Genomic DNA, 16,758 nt, shown 5'->3' with positions numbered 1-16,758 from the left:
CGTCGACGGCGGCGCCGAAACGCCCTGCTATCATCGACGACCGATCGAGGCCCAGCCATGCCACTGCGACTCCACAACAGCCTGACCCGCCGCACCGAAGACTTCGTTCCTGCCGATCCGAACCGCGTGACGATGTACGTCTGCGGCCCGACCGTCTACAACTACGTCCACATCGGCAACGCGCGTCCGCCGGTCGTGTTCGGCCTGCTCGCCCGCCTGTTGAAGCGCCTCTATCCGAACGTCGTCTACGCCCGCAATATCACCGACGTCGACGACAAGATCAACGCCGCCGCGAAAGAAGCCGGCGTACCGATCGACCGCATCACCGCGCGCTACACCGACGCGTATCGCGACGACATGGCCAAGCTCGGCGCCGACGTGCCGGACGTGATCCCGCACGCGACCGCGCACATCGGCGAGATCGTCGCGATGTGCGAGCGACTGATCGCCTCCGGCCACGCCTACGCGGCGGAAGGGCACGTGCTGTTCGACGTCGCCACCTTCGGCGACTACGGCCGCCTCTCCGGCCGCTCGACCGAGGATATGATCGCCGGCGCACGCGTCGAGGTGGCGCCGTACAAGAAGAACCCGGCCGATTTCGTGCTGTGGAAGCCGTCCACCCCCGACCTGCCCGGCTGGGACAGCCCCTGGGGCCGCGGCCGCCCGGGCTGGCACATCGAGTGCTCGGCGATGGCCGAGAAGCACCTCGGCGAGACGATCGACATCCACGCCGGCGGCAACGATCTGATGTTTCCGCACCACGAGAACGAGATCGCGCAGAGCACCTGCGCGCACGGCGGCAAGACCTTTGCGCGCTACTGGCTGCACAACGGCATGCTCACCTTCGACGGCAAGAAGATGTCGAAGTCGCTCGGCAACGTGCTCGTGTTGCACGAACTGCTCGAACAGCATCCGGCCGAGGTGCTGCGCTTCCTGCTGTTGAAGGCGCACTACCGGCAGCCGCTGGACTGGTCCGACACGACCCTGCAACAGGCGCGCGCGACGCTGGACGGCTGGTACAACCTGCTGCGCGACCTGGCCGACGTACCGACCGCGGCCGACGCCGGCTCCGGCGCCGGCGAGGTCGAGGCCGCCCTGCTCGACGACCTGAACACGCCGGCTGCGTTCGCCGTGCTGGCCAGGCTCGCCGATGCCGCGCGCGCGGCGAAGACGCCAGCCGAGCGCGGCGCGGCCAAGGCCGCCCTGCTCGCCGGCGGCGAACTGCTCGGCCTGTTGCAACAGGACCCGGAAGCCTGGTTCAAGCAGGCCGTCGGCGTCGAGCTGGACACCGCCGAAATCGAACGCCTCGTCGGCGAGCGCACCGCGGCCAAGCAGGCGCGCAACTTCGCCGAGGCCGATCGCCTGCGCGACCAGTTGCTGGCGATCGGCGTCGTGGTCGAAGACACTCCGCAAGGCCCACGCTGGAAGCTCGTGAAATCCGATGAACGCGCCGCCTGACCCCGCCGAAGCCAGCGCCGAGCTGGCACAAGCCGCGATCGCCGAGGAATTCGCGTTCTTCGGCGACTGGACCGAGCGCTACCAGTACCTGATCGACCTCGGCCGCAAGCTGCCGCCGCTGACCGACGCCGACAAGACCGAGGCCAACCGCGTGCAGGGCTGCCAGTCGCAGGTCTGGCTGGTCGCCGAGGGCGACGCGAAGCGGCTCGACTTCCGCGCGGTCAGCGATTCCTCGATCGTCTCCGGCCTGATCGCCCTGCTGCTGCGCGTCTACTCCGGCCGCGCGGCTACCGAGATCCTGGCCACCGAGCCGCGCTTCGTCGAGGCAATCGGCCTCGCCAAGCATCTGTCGCCGACGCGCTCGAACGGCCTCGCCTCGATGCTGGCGGCGGTCAAGCAGCATGCGCGCGCGGCGCTCGACCTCCCGTCCGCCTGAGGCGACGCAATTCAGTCACGCTTGGTCACGCCGAAATCATGAAACCGTCAAGCGCGGGCGCCGCCGGATTGCTGCAATATCGGCTTCGATTCGCGCGGATCCCCTCATGACGTTCACCGGCAGCAAGCACACCCGCAAGACTCCTCTCGTCGCTGCACTGGCGATCGCGCTCGGCGCCAGCTTGGCCGGCGCATCGGCTGTCGCCGCACCCGCAGGCGCGTTCGACGCGGAACGGTTCGTCGCCGTCCAGCGCGAACAACGCGCAGCGATCGAACGGCAGTTCCTGCTGCGCCACGGCCCGCTGCCGACAGCCCCCGACCGGCCGGCCGGCACCGTCATCGTGTCCAATTGCGACGACAGCGGCCCCGGCTCGCTGCGCGAAGCCTTTACCCAGGCGGTCTCCGGCGACGTCATCGACCTGACGGCGCTCAGCTGCAGCACGATCAGTCTGACCAGCGGCGCACTGATCAGCGGCGTGGACTACCTCACCTTGAACGGCCCCGGCGCCGATCAGTTGGCCATCGACGCCGGCGGCAACGATCGCGCGATCGCGCTGATGGGCAGCGCCGGCAAGCTGACCATCGACGGCCTGACCGTGCGCAACGGTTCCTACGTCTACGACGGGCCGGGCACCTACGCCAGCCTGGCCGCCGGCGGCTGCGTGCTGGCCGAGCAGTACGTCACTATCAGCAACAGCGTCGTCAACCATTGCAGCGCGAGCGGCAAGAGCGTGCATGGCGCCGCGATCAACGCGACCGGCGCGACGACCCTGGTCAACAGCATCGTCAGCGACGCCACCGCCTCGGCGCAGGCCGACGATCTGTCCGCGACCATCGTCGGCGGCGCGATCGCCGGCGGCGCGGTGTACCTGACCGACACGCGCGTCCTCGGCGCCGACGTCGACGCGCACACCACCACCGCCTACGCCGGCGTGTTCGGCGGCGGCGTGTTCGGCATGTACGGCGTGGTGCTGACCGGCAGCACGGTCAGCGGCGTCGACGTACAAGTGACCGCGGCGAAGGACGCCTACGCCAAGGGCGGCGGCGTCGGTTCGCCGATGACGGTGATCATGGATCGCAGCACGGTCTCAGGCAATCGCGTGCAGGGAACGCCGGGCACCGGCGCCGGCGAGCAAGGCGTCTATTTCAGCGCGATCAGCGGCGGCGGCGTGTACATCGCGTCGGTGCCGCGCACCGCGCCGGCGCCGTCGTCGATCGTGAATTCGACCATCAGCGGCAACGCCGCGATCTGCGACGGCGAGGCCGGCGAATACACGCGTGGCGGCGGCGGCGGTCTCGGCACGGTCGCGCGCGTGCCGGTGCTGATCGCCAACTCGACGATCTCCGGCAACAGTACGAACCTGAAAGGCGGCGCGCTGTACACGCGCGACTTCGGCGCGCTCACGCTGACCAATTCGACCATCGCCGAGAACCGCGCCGACTTCGGCGCCGCCATCGCCGACAACGGCACGCAGTTCCCGTACGCGCTGAGCCTGACCAGCAGCCTCGTCGCCGCCAACGTGGCGTTCGGCGCCGGCACGCCGGTGCAGATCGAGACGGTCCACGCCATCGAAGGGGCGAGCAACCTGATCGCCTCGGCGAACGTCGCCCTGCCGGCCGGCACGCTGACCGGCGATCCGCTGCTCGGTCCCCTCGCCGACAACGGCGGCCCGACGTGGACCCACGCCCTGCTCGCCGGCAGCCCGGCGATCGACCACGGCGCCAATCCGTACACGGCGGAGTACGACCAGCGCGGCGAAGGCTATCTGCGCGAATACGGCGAGGCCGCCGACATCGGCGCTTACGAGGTCCAGCCGCTCAGCGACGGGATCTTCGCCGACGGCTTCGACTGAACTTTTGCCTCACGCCGCGGGGTTCGCCTCGCGCCCGGCCTCGTACACGCGCACGTGCGTCAGCGCTGCCGCCAGCAGCGGCGTGTCCACACCGAACGCGATCGCACGCCGGCGCAGATCGCCGAGGATGTGCTCGCCTTCGGTGCGCGCGCCGCGTTCGAGGTCGCGCAGCATCGAGGACTTCAATGGCGAGCCGGGCGCGGCGAGGATACCGAGCGCGGCGTCGATCGCCTCGCCGCCGAGCGGATGTCCGCTGCGTGCGGCCACTTCCGCGCACTCGCCGTGCAGGCGGCGCATGAGGTCGGCGCCTTCCGCCGTCGCGACGATCTCGCCGACCGCGCCGCGCAGCAGGCAGGTGCCGCCGGCCAGCGCGGCGATGAAGGCGAACTTGTCCCACATCGCGCCGAGCACCGCGTCGCTGCGCGTGACCTGCGGACCGATCGAACGCAACGCGGCATCGAGCCCCGCCGGAATCGCGAGGTCCGCCTGGCGGCGGCCGTACGTCAGCCGTTCGAGCGCGCCGAACTGGCGGATCGCGCCGTCCGCCTCTAGCGTGACCGAGATGTGGCAGAGCCCGCCGAGCACGCGCTCGGCGCCGAACGCGGCGTCGAGCGCGTCCAGATGGCGCAGGCCGTTCAACAGCGGCAGCACCAGCGAACCGGCACCGACGGCCGGGCGGATCGCCGCGATCGCCGAATCGAGGTCGTAGGCCTTGCAGGAGAGCAGGACGAGATCGTAGGCGCCGTCGACCTCGCTGATCGCGCGGACCGGCCGCGCGACGTCGCCGCGCGCGGAAAATACGCGCAGGCCGTGTTCGGCGAGCAATGCCGCGCGCGCGGGTCGGACAAGAAACGTGACGTCGACACCGGCCTCGATCAGCCGTGCGCCGAAGTAGCCGCCGATCGCGCCCGCGCCGAGGATCAGGATGCGCATGATTACATCGTATGCGTCGGCCGTTCCTGGGTCAGGATGCCGGCCAGGATGGATTCGATCTTGGTGCGCGCAGTGTCGCCGTCGGAGGAATCGTTGAACTGCACGCCGATGCCGGCGAGGCGATTGCCTTGCGCGCCGCTCGGGGTGATCCAGACCACCTTGCCGGCGACCGGCAGGCGATCCTTCTCGTCCATCAGCGAGAGCAGGATGAAGACCTCGTCGCCGAGGCTGTAGCGCTTGGTCGTCGGCACGAACAGGCCGCCGCCGCGCACGAACGGCATGTAGGCGTTGAACAGCGCGCCCTTGTCCTTGATCGCCAGCGACAGGATGCCCTGCCGCGGTGCGCCGCTCGATGCCGGTGTCGCCATCTCTCACCCTCTCCCCGGATTCGCCCGCATCGGCCAGGTGCGCAACAGGTCCAGCAGGACCAGTTCCGGACGCAGCGGCGTCGCGAGTAGGCCGCGCGCACGATTCGCGCGGCCGAACCACGCGGCAAGCTTGGGGATTTCGCCGCGTGCGGTCAAGCCGAACGCGCCGGTTTCGCCACGTGCGAGGCGGTTCGCTTCGTCGCGCGCCAGCGCGGCGGCGAACCACAGGCGTAACTCCGGCCGATCGGCCGTCCAGCGCTCGGCGATCTCGTAAGCCGTGCGCCGCCCGCGCGCCAGCGCGGCGAGATCCTCGGCGCAGCCTTCGCGCAGATCGAGCGTCGCGTCGGCGAGCCATTCCAGCGCCAGCCCGGGGTTGCCGAGGCTCGCCTCCAGCGCGGCCTGCGCACGCCCGGCGTCGACGCGCTGCGCGTGCAGCCACGCCAGCGCCTCCTCGCGCGACGGCGGACGCACGTCGATGCGCTGACAGCGGCTGCGGATCGTCGCCGGCAGGCGTGCCGCCTCGTCGGCGACGAGCACGATCACCGTCGCCGGCGTCGGCTCTTCCAATGTCTTCAGCAGCGCGTTCGCCGCCGCGGCGTTGAGGCGATCGGCCGGATCGATCAACGCGATCTGCAAGCCGCCGAACTGGCTCGACATCGCCAGCCGCTGCGACAGCGCGCGGATCTGGTCGACGGTGATCTCGGTACGGGTCTTGCCGTCGTCGCGCAGCTCGAGCGCGACACGCACGAAATCCGGATGCGAGCCGGCGGCGAGCAGCTGGCAGCCGCGGCAGCGGCCGCAGGCCCGGCCTTCCGCGTCGCGCTGCGTGCACAGCGCCGCGGCGGCGAACGCCTCGGCCAGCGCGCGCTTGCCGTAGCCGGCCGGCGCGACGATCAGCAAGCCGTGATGCAGGCGCTGCGCGGCGAGCGCACCGGCGAGCACGCGCCAGCTGTCCCCGAGCCACGGCTGCAAGCTCATCGGAATTCCCCGGCGCGATCGACGAAGGCGTCGACCGCCGCACAGGCCGCCACGCGCACGACGTCGACCGGCTGGCTCGAATCGATCACGCGGAAACGTTCCGGATCGGCGGCAGCGCGCGCGCGATAGGCGTTGCGTACGCGCTCGAAGAAATCCTCCGTCTCGCGCTCGATGCGATCGGCCTCGCTGCGCGCGCCGGCGCGCGCGAGACCGTCGGCGACCGGCAGATCGAGCAGCAAGGTCAGTCCGGGCTTGATCGGCGCGGCCCAGCTTTCCAGTTCGGCGATGCGCGCCAGCGGCTGGCCGCGGCCGCCGCCCTGGTAGGCGTAGCTCGCGTCGGTGTAGCGGTCGGACAACACCCAGCGGCCGGCCGCGAGCGCCGGCTCGATCACCTCGCGCACGTGTTGCGCGCGCGCGGCGAACATCAGCAGCAGCTCGCTCTCGGCGCATAGTTCGCCGCGCGCCGGATCGAGCACCAGTGCGCGCACCGCCTCGCCGAACGGAGTGCCGCCGGGCTCGCGCGTGACGACCACGTCGATGCCGCGCTCGACCAGGCGCGCGCGCAGCGCCGCGAGCACCGTGCTCTTGCCGGCGCCCTCGCCGCCTTCGAGCGTGATCAACGTTCCTCGGCGAGTCCGCGCGTTCATGGATTTCGACGCAACTGGTACTTCTGCACGGCGCGGTTGTGCTCGTCGAGCGTCGGCGTGAATTCGTGGCTGCCGTCGCCGCGCGCGACGAAGTACAACGCGTCTCCCGGCGTCGGGTGCATCGCCGCTTCCAGCGCCGGCACGCCGGGCAAGGCGATCGGCGTCGGCGGCAGGCCGTCGCGCGTGTAGGTGTTGTACGGCGTGTCGGTTTCGAGGTCGCGCTTGCGGATGTTGCCGTCGTAGCTCGCGCCGAGACCGTAGATCACGGTCGGATCGGTCTGCAGGCGCATGCGGAATTGGAGCCTGCGCAGGAACACGCCGGCGATCAGCGGCCGCTCGTCGGGACGGCCGGTTTCCTTCTCGACGATCGAGGCCAGGATCAGCGCCTGGTACGGACTGTCGAGCTTCACGCTGCCGGCGTCGCGCCCGGCCCAGGCCTTGTCCAGCGCCTTCTTCATCGCGGCATGCGCGCGGTTGAGCACGTCGACGTCCGCTTCGCCCTTCACGAAGGAATAGGTTTCCGGCAGGAACCAGCCTTCGGGATTGCCTTCGGCGACGGCGAATTTCTTCGCGATGTCCTCGTCCGACAGCGTCGGCAGCGTCTGCGCCAGGCCGGTCTCGTTCGCCAAGGCGACGCGCAGCTGCTTGAACGTCCAGCCGTCGATGATCGTGAAGCGGTGCTGCACGACCTGCCCCGCCTCCATGCGGCGCAGCAGCTCGCGCGGCGTCAGCCCTTGCGGCAAGGCGTACTCGCCGGCGTGCAGGCGGCCGGCGACGCCGAGTTCGCGGCCGAGCGCACGCCAACGCAGGTCGTCGAGCGTACCGGAGCCGGCCAGGCCCTCGCGCCGCAACTGGGCGAGAATGTCGCGATAGCTGGCGCCGCGGGCGACGTCGATGGTCGCGTCGGCGCGCGCGATCGGCAGCGGCGAATCGGTGAAGCGGCGGTAGTCGTACCAGCCCACCGCGGCTGCTGCGGCGAGGAGGCCGAGCAGGACCAGCGCGAGCAGCAGCCACAGCATCGCGCCGCCGCGAACGGCGCGTCTGTCGGGAAGGAATGTCGAGATCGGCATGACGCGCCAGCTTAGCCGGATTCGGTGTCGCAACCCATCGGGGAACTGCGAAAACCCGTCTTCCCGGCGATTTTCCGATCGCCGGGCGCGAACCGCGTTCGAGTGCCGCTCCCGCGACCGGCCGCTTCCTCGCGGACACCGCGGAGCGTTCGAAGCGTCCGCGCCGCGCATCGTCATGCGTCGGCCCCGAGCGCGCGCAACAGCCCGCGCGCCTTGGCGCGCGTCTCGTCGAGCTCGTGCAGCGCGTCCGAGTCGGCGACGATGCCGGCGCCGGCGCGGAAGCGAACGCCGGCGCCGTGCAGGGTCAGCGTGCGGATCAGGATGTTCAGATCCAGGTCGCCGTCACGGTTGAGGTAGCCGAGCGAACCGGTGTAGGCGCCGCGGCCGACGCCTTCCAGATCGGCGATGATCTGCATGCAGCGCACCTTCGGGCAGCCGGTGATCGTGCCGCCCGGAAACACCGCGCGGATCGCCTGTCCCGGCGTGACGCCGGCGCGCAGGCGGCCGCGCACGTTCGAGACGATGTGGTGGACGTGCGCGTAGCTCTCGACCGACATGATCTCGTCGGCGACGACGCTGCCGGGCGCGCAGACGCGGCCGAGATCGTTGCGTTCGAGATCGATCAGCATGACGTGCTCGGCGCGTTCCTTCGGATGGCCGACCAGCTCGCGCACGCGCGCCGCGTCGTCGTCGCCGGCGAAGCGCGCCCGCGTGCCGGCGATCGGGCGCGTCTGCGCGTGCTCGCCGTGGACTTCGATCAGGCGCTCGGGCGAGGAACTCGCGATCGCCCAGTCCTCGTATTGCAGTAGGCCGGCGAACGGCGCCGGGTTGGCGCGGCGCAATGCGTCGTACAACGCCGCCGGCGCCGGCGGTCCGGCGCAGCGCGCGCGCCATTCGCGCGACAGGTTGACCTGGAACACGTCGCCGGCGCGCAGATGCGCGTGCACGCGTGCGACGCCGTCGACGAAATCCTGCGGCGCGTCCTCCTCGAGCGCATCGACGACGAGCGGCCGCGGCGAGAACCGCGCCGCCGTGTCGAGGTCGGCCTGCATCGCATCGAGCAGGGACTCGCAGCCGGGCTCCGCGACGAGCAGAGTGCGATCGCGCTCGTGGTCGAGCAGGATCGCCGCGGGGCAGCGCAATGCGAGCGCAGTCGGCAACGCCGCGTCACGCGGCGGCGGCAGACGCAGGCTCGGTTCGACTTGCCGGGCGAGTTCGTAGCCCAGGTAGAGCAGCCAGCCGCCGCGGAACGGCGGTGCGTCGTCGTCGCTGCGTGCGCAGGATTCCGCGCGCCAGGCCACGTCGAGCGCGTCGAGGAAATCCGCGGCGGGACGATTGCCGTCCAGTCCGCCCTCGTCCAACCGCAGCGCCTGCTGCGGAAACGCGAACAGGATGTCGAAGCGCGCGCGCGCATTGCCGCGCGCGGCGCTTTCGAGCAATCCGGGATAGCGCTGCGGATGGGCGGCGGCGAGCGCCAACAGGTCGCGGCTGCCGGCGAGTTCGCGAACGATGCAGCTCATGGGAAAGGAGCCGGACGCGGATCAAGGCGGATGAACACCGATAAAGCTTTTCTGTATTTATCCGTGTCGATCCGCGTCCAAAGTCTTCCACGCTCGGCGGCAGCCGAACTCACATGCCGCGGAAGACCAGGGTGCCGTTGGTGCCGCCGAAGCCGAACGAATTCGACAGCGCGACGTCGATCTTCGCCTCGCGCGCCGTATGCGGCACGAAATCGAGATCGCAGCCTTCGCTCGGCTCGTCGAGGTTGATCGTCGGCGGCAGCACGCCGTCGCGCATGGCGAGGATCGAGAAGATCGCCTCCACGCCGCCGGCCGCACCGAGCAGATGGCCGGTCATCGACTTGGTCGAGCTGACCGGAATCTTCTTCGCCGCGTCGCCGAAGCAGGCCTTGATCGCCTGCACTTCGGCGATGTCGCCGACGCCGGTCGAGGTCGCATGCGCGTTGATGTAGCCGACCTGGTCCGCGTTGAGCTTGGCGTCGGCCAGCGCGGCCGCCATCGAGCGGCGCGCACCGTCGCCGTTCTCCGACGGTGCCGTCATGTGGTAGGCGTCGCCACTCATGCCGAAGCCGGCCAGCTCGCAGTAGATGCGCGCGCCGCGCTTGACGGCGTGGTCGTAGTCTTCGATGACCAGCACGCCGGCGCCGTCGGACAGCACGAAGCCGTCGCGGTCCTTGTCCCAGGGACGGCTCGCCTTTTCCGGCTCGTCGTTGCGCGTGGACATCGCGCGCGCGGAGCAGAAGCCGCCCATCGCGGTGCCGACCGTAGCGTATTCGGCGCCGCCGGCGATCATCACGTCGGCGTCGCCGTACTGGATCATGCGCATGGCGAGACCGATGTTGTGCGCGCCGGTGGTGCAGGCGGTCACGCAGGCGATGTTCGGCCCCTTCAGGCCGAGCATGATCGACAGCTGCCCGGATGCCATGTTGATGATCGAGCTGGGCACGAAGAACGGCGAGATCTTGCGCTGGCCCGACTCGTGATACGTGATCGCGGTCTTCTCGATCGTGTAGATGCCGCCGATGCCGGCGCCGACCGCCACGCCGATGCGTTCCTCGTCGTGCTCGTGCGGATGCAGTCCCGCGTCCGCCAGCGCCTGCACCGAGGCGGCGATGCCGTAGTGGATGAACGGGTCCATCTTCTTGACGTCTTTCGCGGCGACGAACTGCGCCGGATCGAAATCGCGGACTTCGCCGGCGATGCGCGTCGGGAACGAGGACGCGTCGAAATGCGTGACCGGGCCGATGCCGCTCTTGCCGGCGGTGATGGCGGCCCATGCGGTGGCGATATCGTTGCCGACGGGGCTGACGATGCCGAGACCGGTGACGACGACGCGACGTTTGGTCATGAGTGAAACCTGCCTGTTCTGTTCCGATCGTCTGATGAGAATGCTACCCCGCCCCGCGGGCGGCGATCGCATACGCCGGCGTGTGTTGCCGATCGCAAAAACGAAAGCTGCGCCTCTTGGGCGCAGCTTCGTACAAAGCTTGGAACGCGGATCAGACCTTGACGTGAGCCTTCACGTAGTCGATCGCCTGCTGCACCGTGGTGATCTTCTCGGCCTCTTCGTCCGGAATCTCGCACTCGAATTCCTCTTCCAGCGCCATCACCAGCTCGACCGTGTCCAGCGAGTCGGCGCCGAGATCGTCGACGAACGAGGCGTTCGGCGTCACTTCCTCTTCCTTCACGCCGAGCTGCTCGACGACGATTTTCTTGACGCGTTCTTCGATAGTGCTCATGTGTCTCTCTTGCCTCCCGATGGGAATTCGTGCGGTACGCGGAGTGCAGCGCGGCCCGCGGCGGGCGCCGTGCCCGAAGCCGCGGCATTGTAGTGGAAGCCGGGGCCGGGAACTACTGCGGCGGTCCCGATCCGCTTTCGACGGCCGCGGCACCCGAGCCGGCGCGTTCGCGGCCGGCGCGGGCGCGACGGCAACGCCCGCCTCAGGGCATGTACATGCCGCCGTTGACGTGCAGCGTCTCGCCGGTGACGTAGGCCGCCGACGGCGAGGCCAGGAACGCGACGGCCTTGGCGATGTCCTCGGGCGCACCGAGGCGCCCGAGCGCGATCTGGCCGAGCAGCGCGTTGCGCTGTTCTTCGGGCAGCGCGCGCGTCATGTCGGTGTCGATGAAGCCCGGCGCGACCACGTTGACGGTGATGCCGCGCGAGCCGATCTCGCGCGCCAGCGATTTGGAGAACGCGATGATGCCGGCCTTCGCCGCGGCGTAGTTGGCCTGTCCCGGATTGCCGACCAGGCCGATCACCGAGGCGATCGAAATGATGCGGCCCTTGCGCGCCTTCATCATGCCGCGCAGCACCGCCTTGCTCGTGCGGTAGACCGAACTCAGGTTGGTGTCGAGGATCGCCTGCCAGTCCTCGTCCTTCATGCGCATCAGCAACTGGTCGCGCGTGATGCCGGCGTTGTTGACGAGGATCGAGACGGCGCCGAACTCCTTCGCGATAGCGTCGATCAGGGCCTCGACCGCGGCGCCGTCGGTCACGTTCAACTCGCGCCCGACGCCGCCGTTCGCCGCCAGGCGCTCGCCGATCGCCTGCGCGCCGGCCGCCGTCGTCGCCGTGCCGATCACCTTCGCGCCGAGCGCGGCGAGTTCGTCCGCGATCGCAGCGCCGATGCCGCGGCTCGCGCCGGTGACCAGCGCGACCTCACCTTCCAGGAGCTTGCCCATCTGTCCGCCCGTGTATTTGCGATCGTCCATGATCGCAGAAGACCGGACGGCCATCCACGACGACGCCCCGAATCGAGAGCGGCGCTCCGACGGAGCGGCTACAAACGTTCGACCAGCAAGTCGAGAAAGCCGGACCAGCCTCCATTGTGGCTCTTCGCCCATTCCTCGGTCGGCAGGCCCTCGTGACGCAGCAGCAGCTCGGTCCGCTCACCGCGCGGCGTGAGCTCGATCGTCACCACCGATTCCTTGCCGAGCGTGCCCTCGCTGACCCAGGTGAATTCGAGCAAGGTCGGGCGCTCGATGCGCAGGTAGCGGCCGTAGTGCGGGTAGAAGCGTCCCTCGTGCGGCATCTCGATGTAGAACAGGCCGCCTTCGCGCGCGTCGACGCTGGCATTGCCGTCGTGCGCCAGCCAGGCCTTGACGCTGGCCGGCTCGATCCAGGCGTCGAACACGCGCTCGACGCTGGCGTCGAGCGTCCTCGGTACCTTGGTGTGGAACGGCCCCATCGCGGCCGTATTGCGCTCAATCATCGGATTTCTCCTCGTCGGCGGCCGTCCCGGCCAGAAAAACCTCCAGCGCGTCGAGGCGCTGGTTCCAGAACCGTTCGTATTGAGATGCCCAGCGCACGATGTCGCGCAGCGGCAGCGCGCGCAGCTGCAGATAGTGTTCGCGGCCGTGGCGATGCCGGCGCACGAGCCCCGCGCGTTCGAGCACCTTCACGTGCTTGGACACCGCGTTCAGCGACATCTGGAACGGCAGCGCGAGATCGGTCACGCGGACCTCGCCGCGCGTCAGCCGCGCGACGATGCGGCGGCGGGTCGGATCGGCAAGGGCGGCGAAGGCGAGATCGAGTGTCGACACGGCGATCCAGATCCAATCGGTTAAATTCAACCAGATGGTTGAATGATACGCCAGCGAACGGGCGCGTCAAGCGCGCCCGTCCACTCCTGGTTCAGTCCTCGGCGACGCGAAACCGGGCGTCAGTGGCGCCAATCGGCCAGCGCCGACTCCAGTTCGCCCGGCGTGCCGAGCGCGCGCCCGTCGATGGACTTGTCGATGCGCTTGACCAGCCCGATCAGCACCTTGCCCGGACCGCATTCGGCGACGCGCGTCGCGCCGGCCTTGGCCAGCGCCTGCACGCATTCGGTCCAGCGCACCGGCAGGTACAGCTGGCGCACCAGCGCCTCGCGGATTTCGGCCAGACCCGCATGCGCGCGCGCATCGACGTTCTGGATCACCGGAATCGCCGGCTCGCTCCAGTGATACGCCTTGATCGCTTCGGCCAGCCGCGTCGCCGCCTCGCGCATCAACGGCGTGTGCGAAGGCACGCTGACGGCAAGCTTGACCGCCTTGCGCGCGCCGCGTTCGGCGAGCTTCGCCAGTGCGGCGTCGACCGCCTGTGCATGGCCGCCGATCACGATCTGCCCCGGCGAGTTGTAGTTCGCCGGCGCGACCACCTGCTCGCCGGAGACCTCGCGGCAGACCTCTTCGACCACGGCGTCGTCCGCGCCGAGCACGGCGGCCATCGCGCCGACGCCTTCGGGCGCGGCGTCCTGCATCGCCTGGCCGCGAATGCGCACCAGGTGCGCGGCGTCGCGCAAGGCGATCGCGCCGGCCGCGACCAGGGCGGTGTATTCGCCGAGGCTGTGCCCGGCCAGATGCGACGGCTTCGCCCCGCCCTGCTGCTGCCAGACGCGCCAGGCGGCGACGCCGGCGGCGAGCAGCGCCGGCTGCGTGTACTCGGTGCGATTGAGCATCGCCTCGGGCCCACCCTGCGACAACGCCCACAGATCCGCGCCGGCGCCTTCCGACGCCTCGGCGAACGTGTCGCGCACGCCCGGATGCAGTTCGGCGAGTTCGGCCAGCATGCCGACCGACTGCGAACCCTGGCCGGGAAAGACGAAAGCGAGCGCGGAAGAGGACGTATTCATCTCAGGCGGTTCCCGTTGCGAAATGGTTGTGAAGTGCGATGCCGCACCAGATCAGCACCAACACCAGAATGCCGGCCGCGCTGATGCGGCCGGCGTGTGCCTGCAGGGAGCGCCCGCGCGGATAGCGGCCGGCGGTCGCCAGCAGCAGCGCGGCGCGCCCGAGGTGGAAGAGTACGAAATCCCAGACGAACGCGACGAAAACGTTGCGCAGAACTCCGAAGGCAAGATCGGAGAGCTCCGGCAGCACGCGCGCCCGGATCAGTACTTCAGCAGCGCCGACGACCAGGTGAACCCGCCGCCGAAAGCCTCCAGCAGCAGGGTCTGCCCGCGCTGCACCTTGCCCGAGCGCACGGCCTCGTCGAGCGCCAGCGGCACCGAGCCGGAGGAGGTATTGCCGTGGCGATCGACGGTGACGATGACGCGGTCCATCGACAGCTTCAGGCGCTTGGCCGTCGCCTCGATGATGCGCAGGTTGGCCTGGTGCGGGATCAGCCAGTCGACGTCGGACTCGTGCATGCCGGCCGCTTCGAGCGTCTCGCCGACGATGCGGTCGAGCGTCTTCACCGCGACCTTGAACACCTCGTTGCCGGTCATCATCACGCGGATGCCGTGGTTCGGCTCCTGCTCGTTGAAGCCGGCCGAGACGCCGACCGGGTTGTACAGCAGGTGCTTGTACGCGCCGTCGGCGTGCAGCTTGGTGGTCAGGATGCCGGGCTCGTTCGACGCCTCGAGCACGACGGCGCCGGCGCCGTCGCCGAACAGCACGCAGGTCGAGCGATCGGACCAGTCGAGCATGCGCGACAGGGTTTCCGAGCCGACCACCAGTGCCTTCTTGACCTGGCCGCTGCGGATGAACTGGTCGGCCACGCCGAGCGCGTACATGAAACCGGAGCACGCCGCGTTGACGTCGAAGGCGGCGCAGCCGTTCGCGCCGAGGCGATGCTGCAGCAGGCAGGCGGTCGACGGAAAGATGATGTCCGGCGTGGTCGTGCCCAGCACGATCAGGTCGATCTCGCTGGCCTTCACGCCGGCGGCCTCGAGCGCGTGCGTGGCCGCGTAGAAGGCCAGGTCGCCGGTGGTCTCGCCGTCGGCGGCGCGGCGACGCTCGCGGATGCCGGTGCGCGAGGAAATCCACTCGTCGGTGGTGTCGACGACCTTTTCCAGGTCGGCGTTGGTGACGATCTTTTCCGGCAGATAGCTGCCGGTGCCGGCGATGCGTGAGTAGATCAGAACCGTTCTCCCGGCAATGTCGTCAATGCCGCCGCGCGGCATCGGCCGCGGCGGCGATCACGAAGAGAGGCCGCGCGCCATGCGCCGCGGCCCCGCCTGCGAGGAAGATCAGTCTTCTTCGCGAACCGGCGTCTTCGAGTCGATGACCTTCTTGCCGCGGTAGTAGCCGTCCTTGGTCACGTGGTGACGGATGTGCACCTCGCCCGAGGTCGGGTCGGTGGCGAGCTGCTTGGCGCTCAGCGCATCGTGCGAACGACGCATGCCACGGGTGGACGGGGTTTTGCGACTCTTGGCAACTGCCATGACACTCTCCAATGATGATTCGTAACGGCACGCTTTTCGTTCGTGCCCGGCGGTCCAGCGGACCGCCTCAGTGCTTCTTCAACGTGCCCAGCACCGCGAACGGATTCGGGCGTTGCTCCTCGACCGCCTCGTCGGCGGCGTCGCTCCATTCGAGCGGCGCACCGGGCTTCAGCGGCACCACCGGCAGGGCGAGGATCAGCTCGTCCTCGATCACGTCGGCGAGATCGAGCTGTCCGTCCACCACCAGCAGCGGCTCGTAGCCTTCCGGCAGCGAGGCCTCTTCTTCTTCCCGCGCGATCAGGCCGAGGCGCTGATCGACCGCCACCCGATGCACGAAGATGTCCAGCGTGCGCTGGCAGACCAGCGGCAAGCCGGCCTCGACGCGCAACTCGAGGTAGGCGACGCCCAATCCGTCCTTGCCGAATTCGATCGTGTAGCGCGCCTCGCCTTCGGTGCTGGCGAGACTGCCCCGCAGGCGCCGCATCGACGCCAGCGGCAGCGTGCCCTCGAACACCCGCCTCGCCTGCACCTGGCGCGCTACATCCACGCGATCTGGCAGGGCTGCTGACATGGGCGCGCGATGGTAGGTGCGGACCCCTGCCCTGTCAACCGGAATCGGCTCCAGGCTGCCGTTTCGCCGCCTCCCGAGGGCGCCGGCTGACGGCCGCGCACGAACGTGCTATCCACCGTCCATGAACGCTCCCGTCGACCTCGTCCTCGCCTCCACCTCGCGCTACCGGCGCGAACTGCTGTCGCGCCTCGGCCTGCCGTTCCGCGCCGTCGCACCCGAGGTCGACGAAGCGTCGCATCCCGGCGAAACGCCACGCGCACTGGCGTGCCGGCTGGCGCAGGCGAAGGCGGAAGCGGTCGCCGCGCGCTGCCCGGGCGCGCTGGTCATCGGCAGCGACCAGGTCGCCGAACTCGACGGTCGCGCGCTCGGCAAACCCGGCTCGGTCGCCGCCGCCGAGGCCCAGCTCACGGCCAGCGCCGGCCGCAGCGTACTGTTCCACACCGCGCTGTGCCTGGTCGACACGCGCACCGCGGCCGCCGTCCCGGCGCTCGCCTGCGACCTGACGCGGGTCGTGTTCCGCCCGCTGGCGCACGCGGAGATCGCGCGCTACGTCGCCGCCGAACGGCCGCTCGACTGCGCCGGCAGCTTCAAGGCCGAGGGTCTCGGCATCGGCCTGTTCGAGCGCATCGAGAACGAAGATCCGACCGCGCTGATCGGCCTGCCGCTGATCGCGCTGGCGCGGATGCTGCGCGCGGCCGGCGTCGCGGCCTGAGCCGTCGCGGAACCTTGCCGGCGGCGGGCGCTCCAATCGCAGACCGCGTCGCGGTCGGCGGCCG

20 protein-coding genes are annotated in these 16,758 nt (G+C 69.8%); 4 read left to right on the top strand and 16 right to left on the bottom strand.

From position 1 onward, the window contains the following. The first annotated feature begins 57 nt into the window (after nt 1–57). From cysS to J7520_RS07340, 3 genes are all read left to right on the top strand, one after another. Nucleotides 58–1,458, top strand: a complete 1,401-nt coding sequence (gene cysS, locus J7520_RS07350; RefSeq protein WP_291186021.1) for a cysteine--tRNA ligase — start codon at nt 58–60, stop codon at nt 1,456–1,458. Beyond that, nucleotides 1,442–1,894 carry a SufE family protein gene (locus tag J7520_RS07345; protein ID WP_291186018.1) on the top strand — a complete coding sequence of 151 codons (453 nt, stop codon included), beginning with the start codon at nt 1,442–1,444 and terminating at the stop codon, nt 1,892–1,894. Before cysS ends, J7520_RS07345 begins: the two co-directional genes overlap by 17 nt. 106 nt (nt 1,895–2,000) lie before the next feature. Further along, a complete protein-coding gene (locus tag J7520_RS07340) occupies nt 2,001–3,746 on the top strand; it encodes a choice-of-anchor Q domain-containing protein (RefSeq protein ID WP_291186015.1) in 1,746 nt (581 codons plus the stop codon). Nucleotides 3,747–3,755: 9 nt separating this feature from the next. Here J7520_RS07340 and J7520_RS07335 read toward each other — a convergent pair whose 3' ends face one another. The 16 genes from J7520_RS07335 to J7520_RS07260 form a co-directional block, all read right to left on the bottom strand. After that, nucleotides 3,756–4,679, bottom strand: coding sequence for a ketopantoate reductase family protein (locus J7520_RS07335; RefSeq protein ID WP_291186013.1), 924 nt, complete (start codon nt 4,677–4,679; stop codon nt 3,756–3,758). 2 nt (nt 4,680–4,681) lie between these two features. Beyond that, the gene (locus J7520_RS07330; RefSeq protein WP_291186010.1) at nt 4,682–5,047 is read right to left on the bottom strand and encodes a PilZ domain-containing protein; all 366 of its coding nucleotides are present in this window, start codon (nt 5,045–5,047) and stop codon (nt 4,682–4,684) included. Between the two features lie 3 nt (nt 5,048–5,050). After that, complete coding sequence (holB, locus tag J7520_RS07325) at nt 5,051–6,025, bottom strand: DNA polymerase III subunit delta' (RefSeq protein WP_291186007.1); 975 nt, start codon at nt 6,023–6,025, stop codon at nt 5,051–5,053. Beyond that, entirely contained in the window at nt 6,022–6,672 is a 651-nt protein-coding gene (gene tmk / locus J7520_RS07320; RefSeq protein WP_291186004.1) for a dTMP kinase, read from the bottom strand. The genes holB and tmk overlap by 4 nt, the downstream gene beginning before the upstream one ends. After that, on the bottom strand, nt 6,669–7,691 hold the full coding sequence (gene mltG / locus J7520_RS07315) for an endolytic transglycosylase MltG (RefSeq protein WP_291186001.1): 1,023 nt from the start codon (nt 7,689–7,691) through the stop codon (nt 6,669–6,671). The genes tmk and mltG overlap by 4 nt, the downstream gene beginning before the upstream one ends. Nucleotides 7,692–7,915: 224 nt before the next feature. Further along, the gene (locus J7520_RS07310; RefSeq protein ID WP_291185998.1) at nt 7,916–9,262 is read right to left on the bottom strand and encodes an aminodeoxychorismate synthase component I; all 1,347 of its coding nucleotides are present in this window, start codon (nt 9,260–9,262) and stop codon (nt 7,916–7,918) included. Between the two features lie 109 nt (nt 9,263–9,371). Further along, complete coding sequence (fabF, locus tag J7520_RS07305) at nt 9,372–10,610, bottom strand: beta-ketoacyl-ACP synthase II (RefSeq protein ID WP_291185995.1); 1,239 nt, start codon at nt 10,608–10,610, stop codon at nt 9,372–9,374. 151 nt (nt 10,611–10,761) lie between these two features. Further along, nucleotides 10,762–11,001: an acyl carrier protein gene (gene acpP, locus J7520_RS07300; RefSeq protein WP_291185991.1), complete on the bottom strand. Its 240-nt coding sequence runs from the start codon at nt 10,999–11,001 to the stop codon at nt 10,762–10,764. 202 nt (nt 11,002–11,203) lie between these two features. Beyond that, nucleotides 11,204–11,947: a 3-oxoacyl-ACP reductase FabG gene (gene fabG / locus J7520_RS07295; RefSeq protein WP_291186549.1), complete on the bottom strand. Its 744-nt coding sequence runs from the start codon at nt 11,945–11,947 to the stop codon at nt 11,204–11,206. A gap of 98 nt (nt 11,948–12,045) precedes the next feature. Next, on the bottom strand, nt 12,046–12,477 hold the full coding sequence (locus J7520_RS07290; RefSeq protein ID WP_291185989.1) for an SRPBCC domain-containing protein: 432 nt from the start codon (nt 12,475–12,477) through the stop codon (nt 12,046–12,048). Beyond that, on the bottom strand, nt 12,470–12,808 hold the full coding sequence (locus J7520_RS07285) for a metalloregulator ArsR/SmtB family transcription factor (protein WP_291185986.1): 339 nt from the start codon (nt 12,806–12,808) through the stop codon (nt 12,470–12,472). Before J7520_RS07285 ends, J7520_RS07290 begins: the two co-directional genes overlap by 8 nt. 119 nt (nt 12,809–12,927) lie before the next feature. Continuing rightward, nucleotides 12,928–13,878, bottom strand: a complete 951-nt coding sequence (gene fabD, locus J7520_RS07280; protein WP_291185983.1) for an ACP S-malonyltransferase — start codon at nt 13,876–13,878, stop codon at nt 12,928–12,930. Between the two features lies 1 nt (nt 13,879). Next, the gene (locus J7520_RS07275; RefSeq protein WP_291185980.1) at nt 13,880–14,125 is read right to left on the bottom strand and encodes a hypothetical protein; all 246 of its coding nucleotides are present in this window, start codon (nt 14,123–14,125) and stop codon (nt 13,880–13,882) included. 11 nt (nt 14,126–14,136) lie between these two features. After that, on the bottom strand, nt 14,137–15,150 hold the full coding sequence (locus tag J7520_RS07270; protein WP_291185977.1) for a beta-ketoacyl-ACP synthase III: 1,014 nt from the start codon (nt 15,148–15,150) through the stop codon (nt 14,137–14,139). A gap of 66 nt (nt 15,151–15,216) precedes the next feature. Continuing rightward, nucleotides 15,217–15,411 carry a 50S ribosomal protein L32 gene (rpmF, locus tag J7520_RS07265; protein WP_291185974.1) on the bottom strand — a complete coding sequence of 65 codons (195 nt, stop codon included), beginning with the start codon at nt 15,409–15,411 and terminating at the stop codon, nt 15,217–15,219. Nucleotides 15,412–15,478: 67 nt separating this feature from the next. Next, nucleotides 15,479–15,982, bottom strand: a complete 504-nt coding sequence (locus J7520_RS07260) for a YceD family protein (RefSeq protein WP_291185971.1) — start codon at nt 15,980–15,982, stop codon at nt 15,479–15,481. Nucleotides 15,983–16,103: 121 nt separating this feature from the next. Between J7520_RS07260 and J7520_RS07255 the strand changes: the two genes are divergently transcribed. Further along, nucleotides 16,104–16,694, top strand: coding sequence for a Maf family nucleotide pyrophosphatase (locus J7520_RS07255; protein WP_291185968.1), 591 nt, complete (start codon nt 16,104–16,106; stop codon nt 16,692–16,694). Nucleotides 16,695–16,758 lie beyond the last annotated feature (64 nt).

Source organism: Dokdonella sp. (assembly GCF_017744955.1).
Lineage (GTDB): Bacteria > Pseudomonadota > Gammaproteobacteria > Xanthomonadales > Rhodanobacteraceae > Dokdonella_A.
This window is presented reverse-complemented; position numbering and strand designations above follow the sequence as displayed.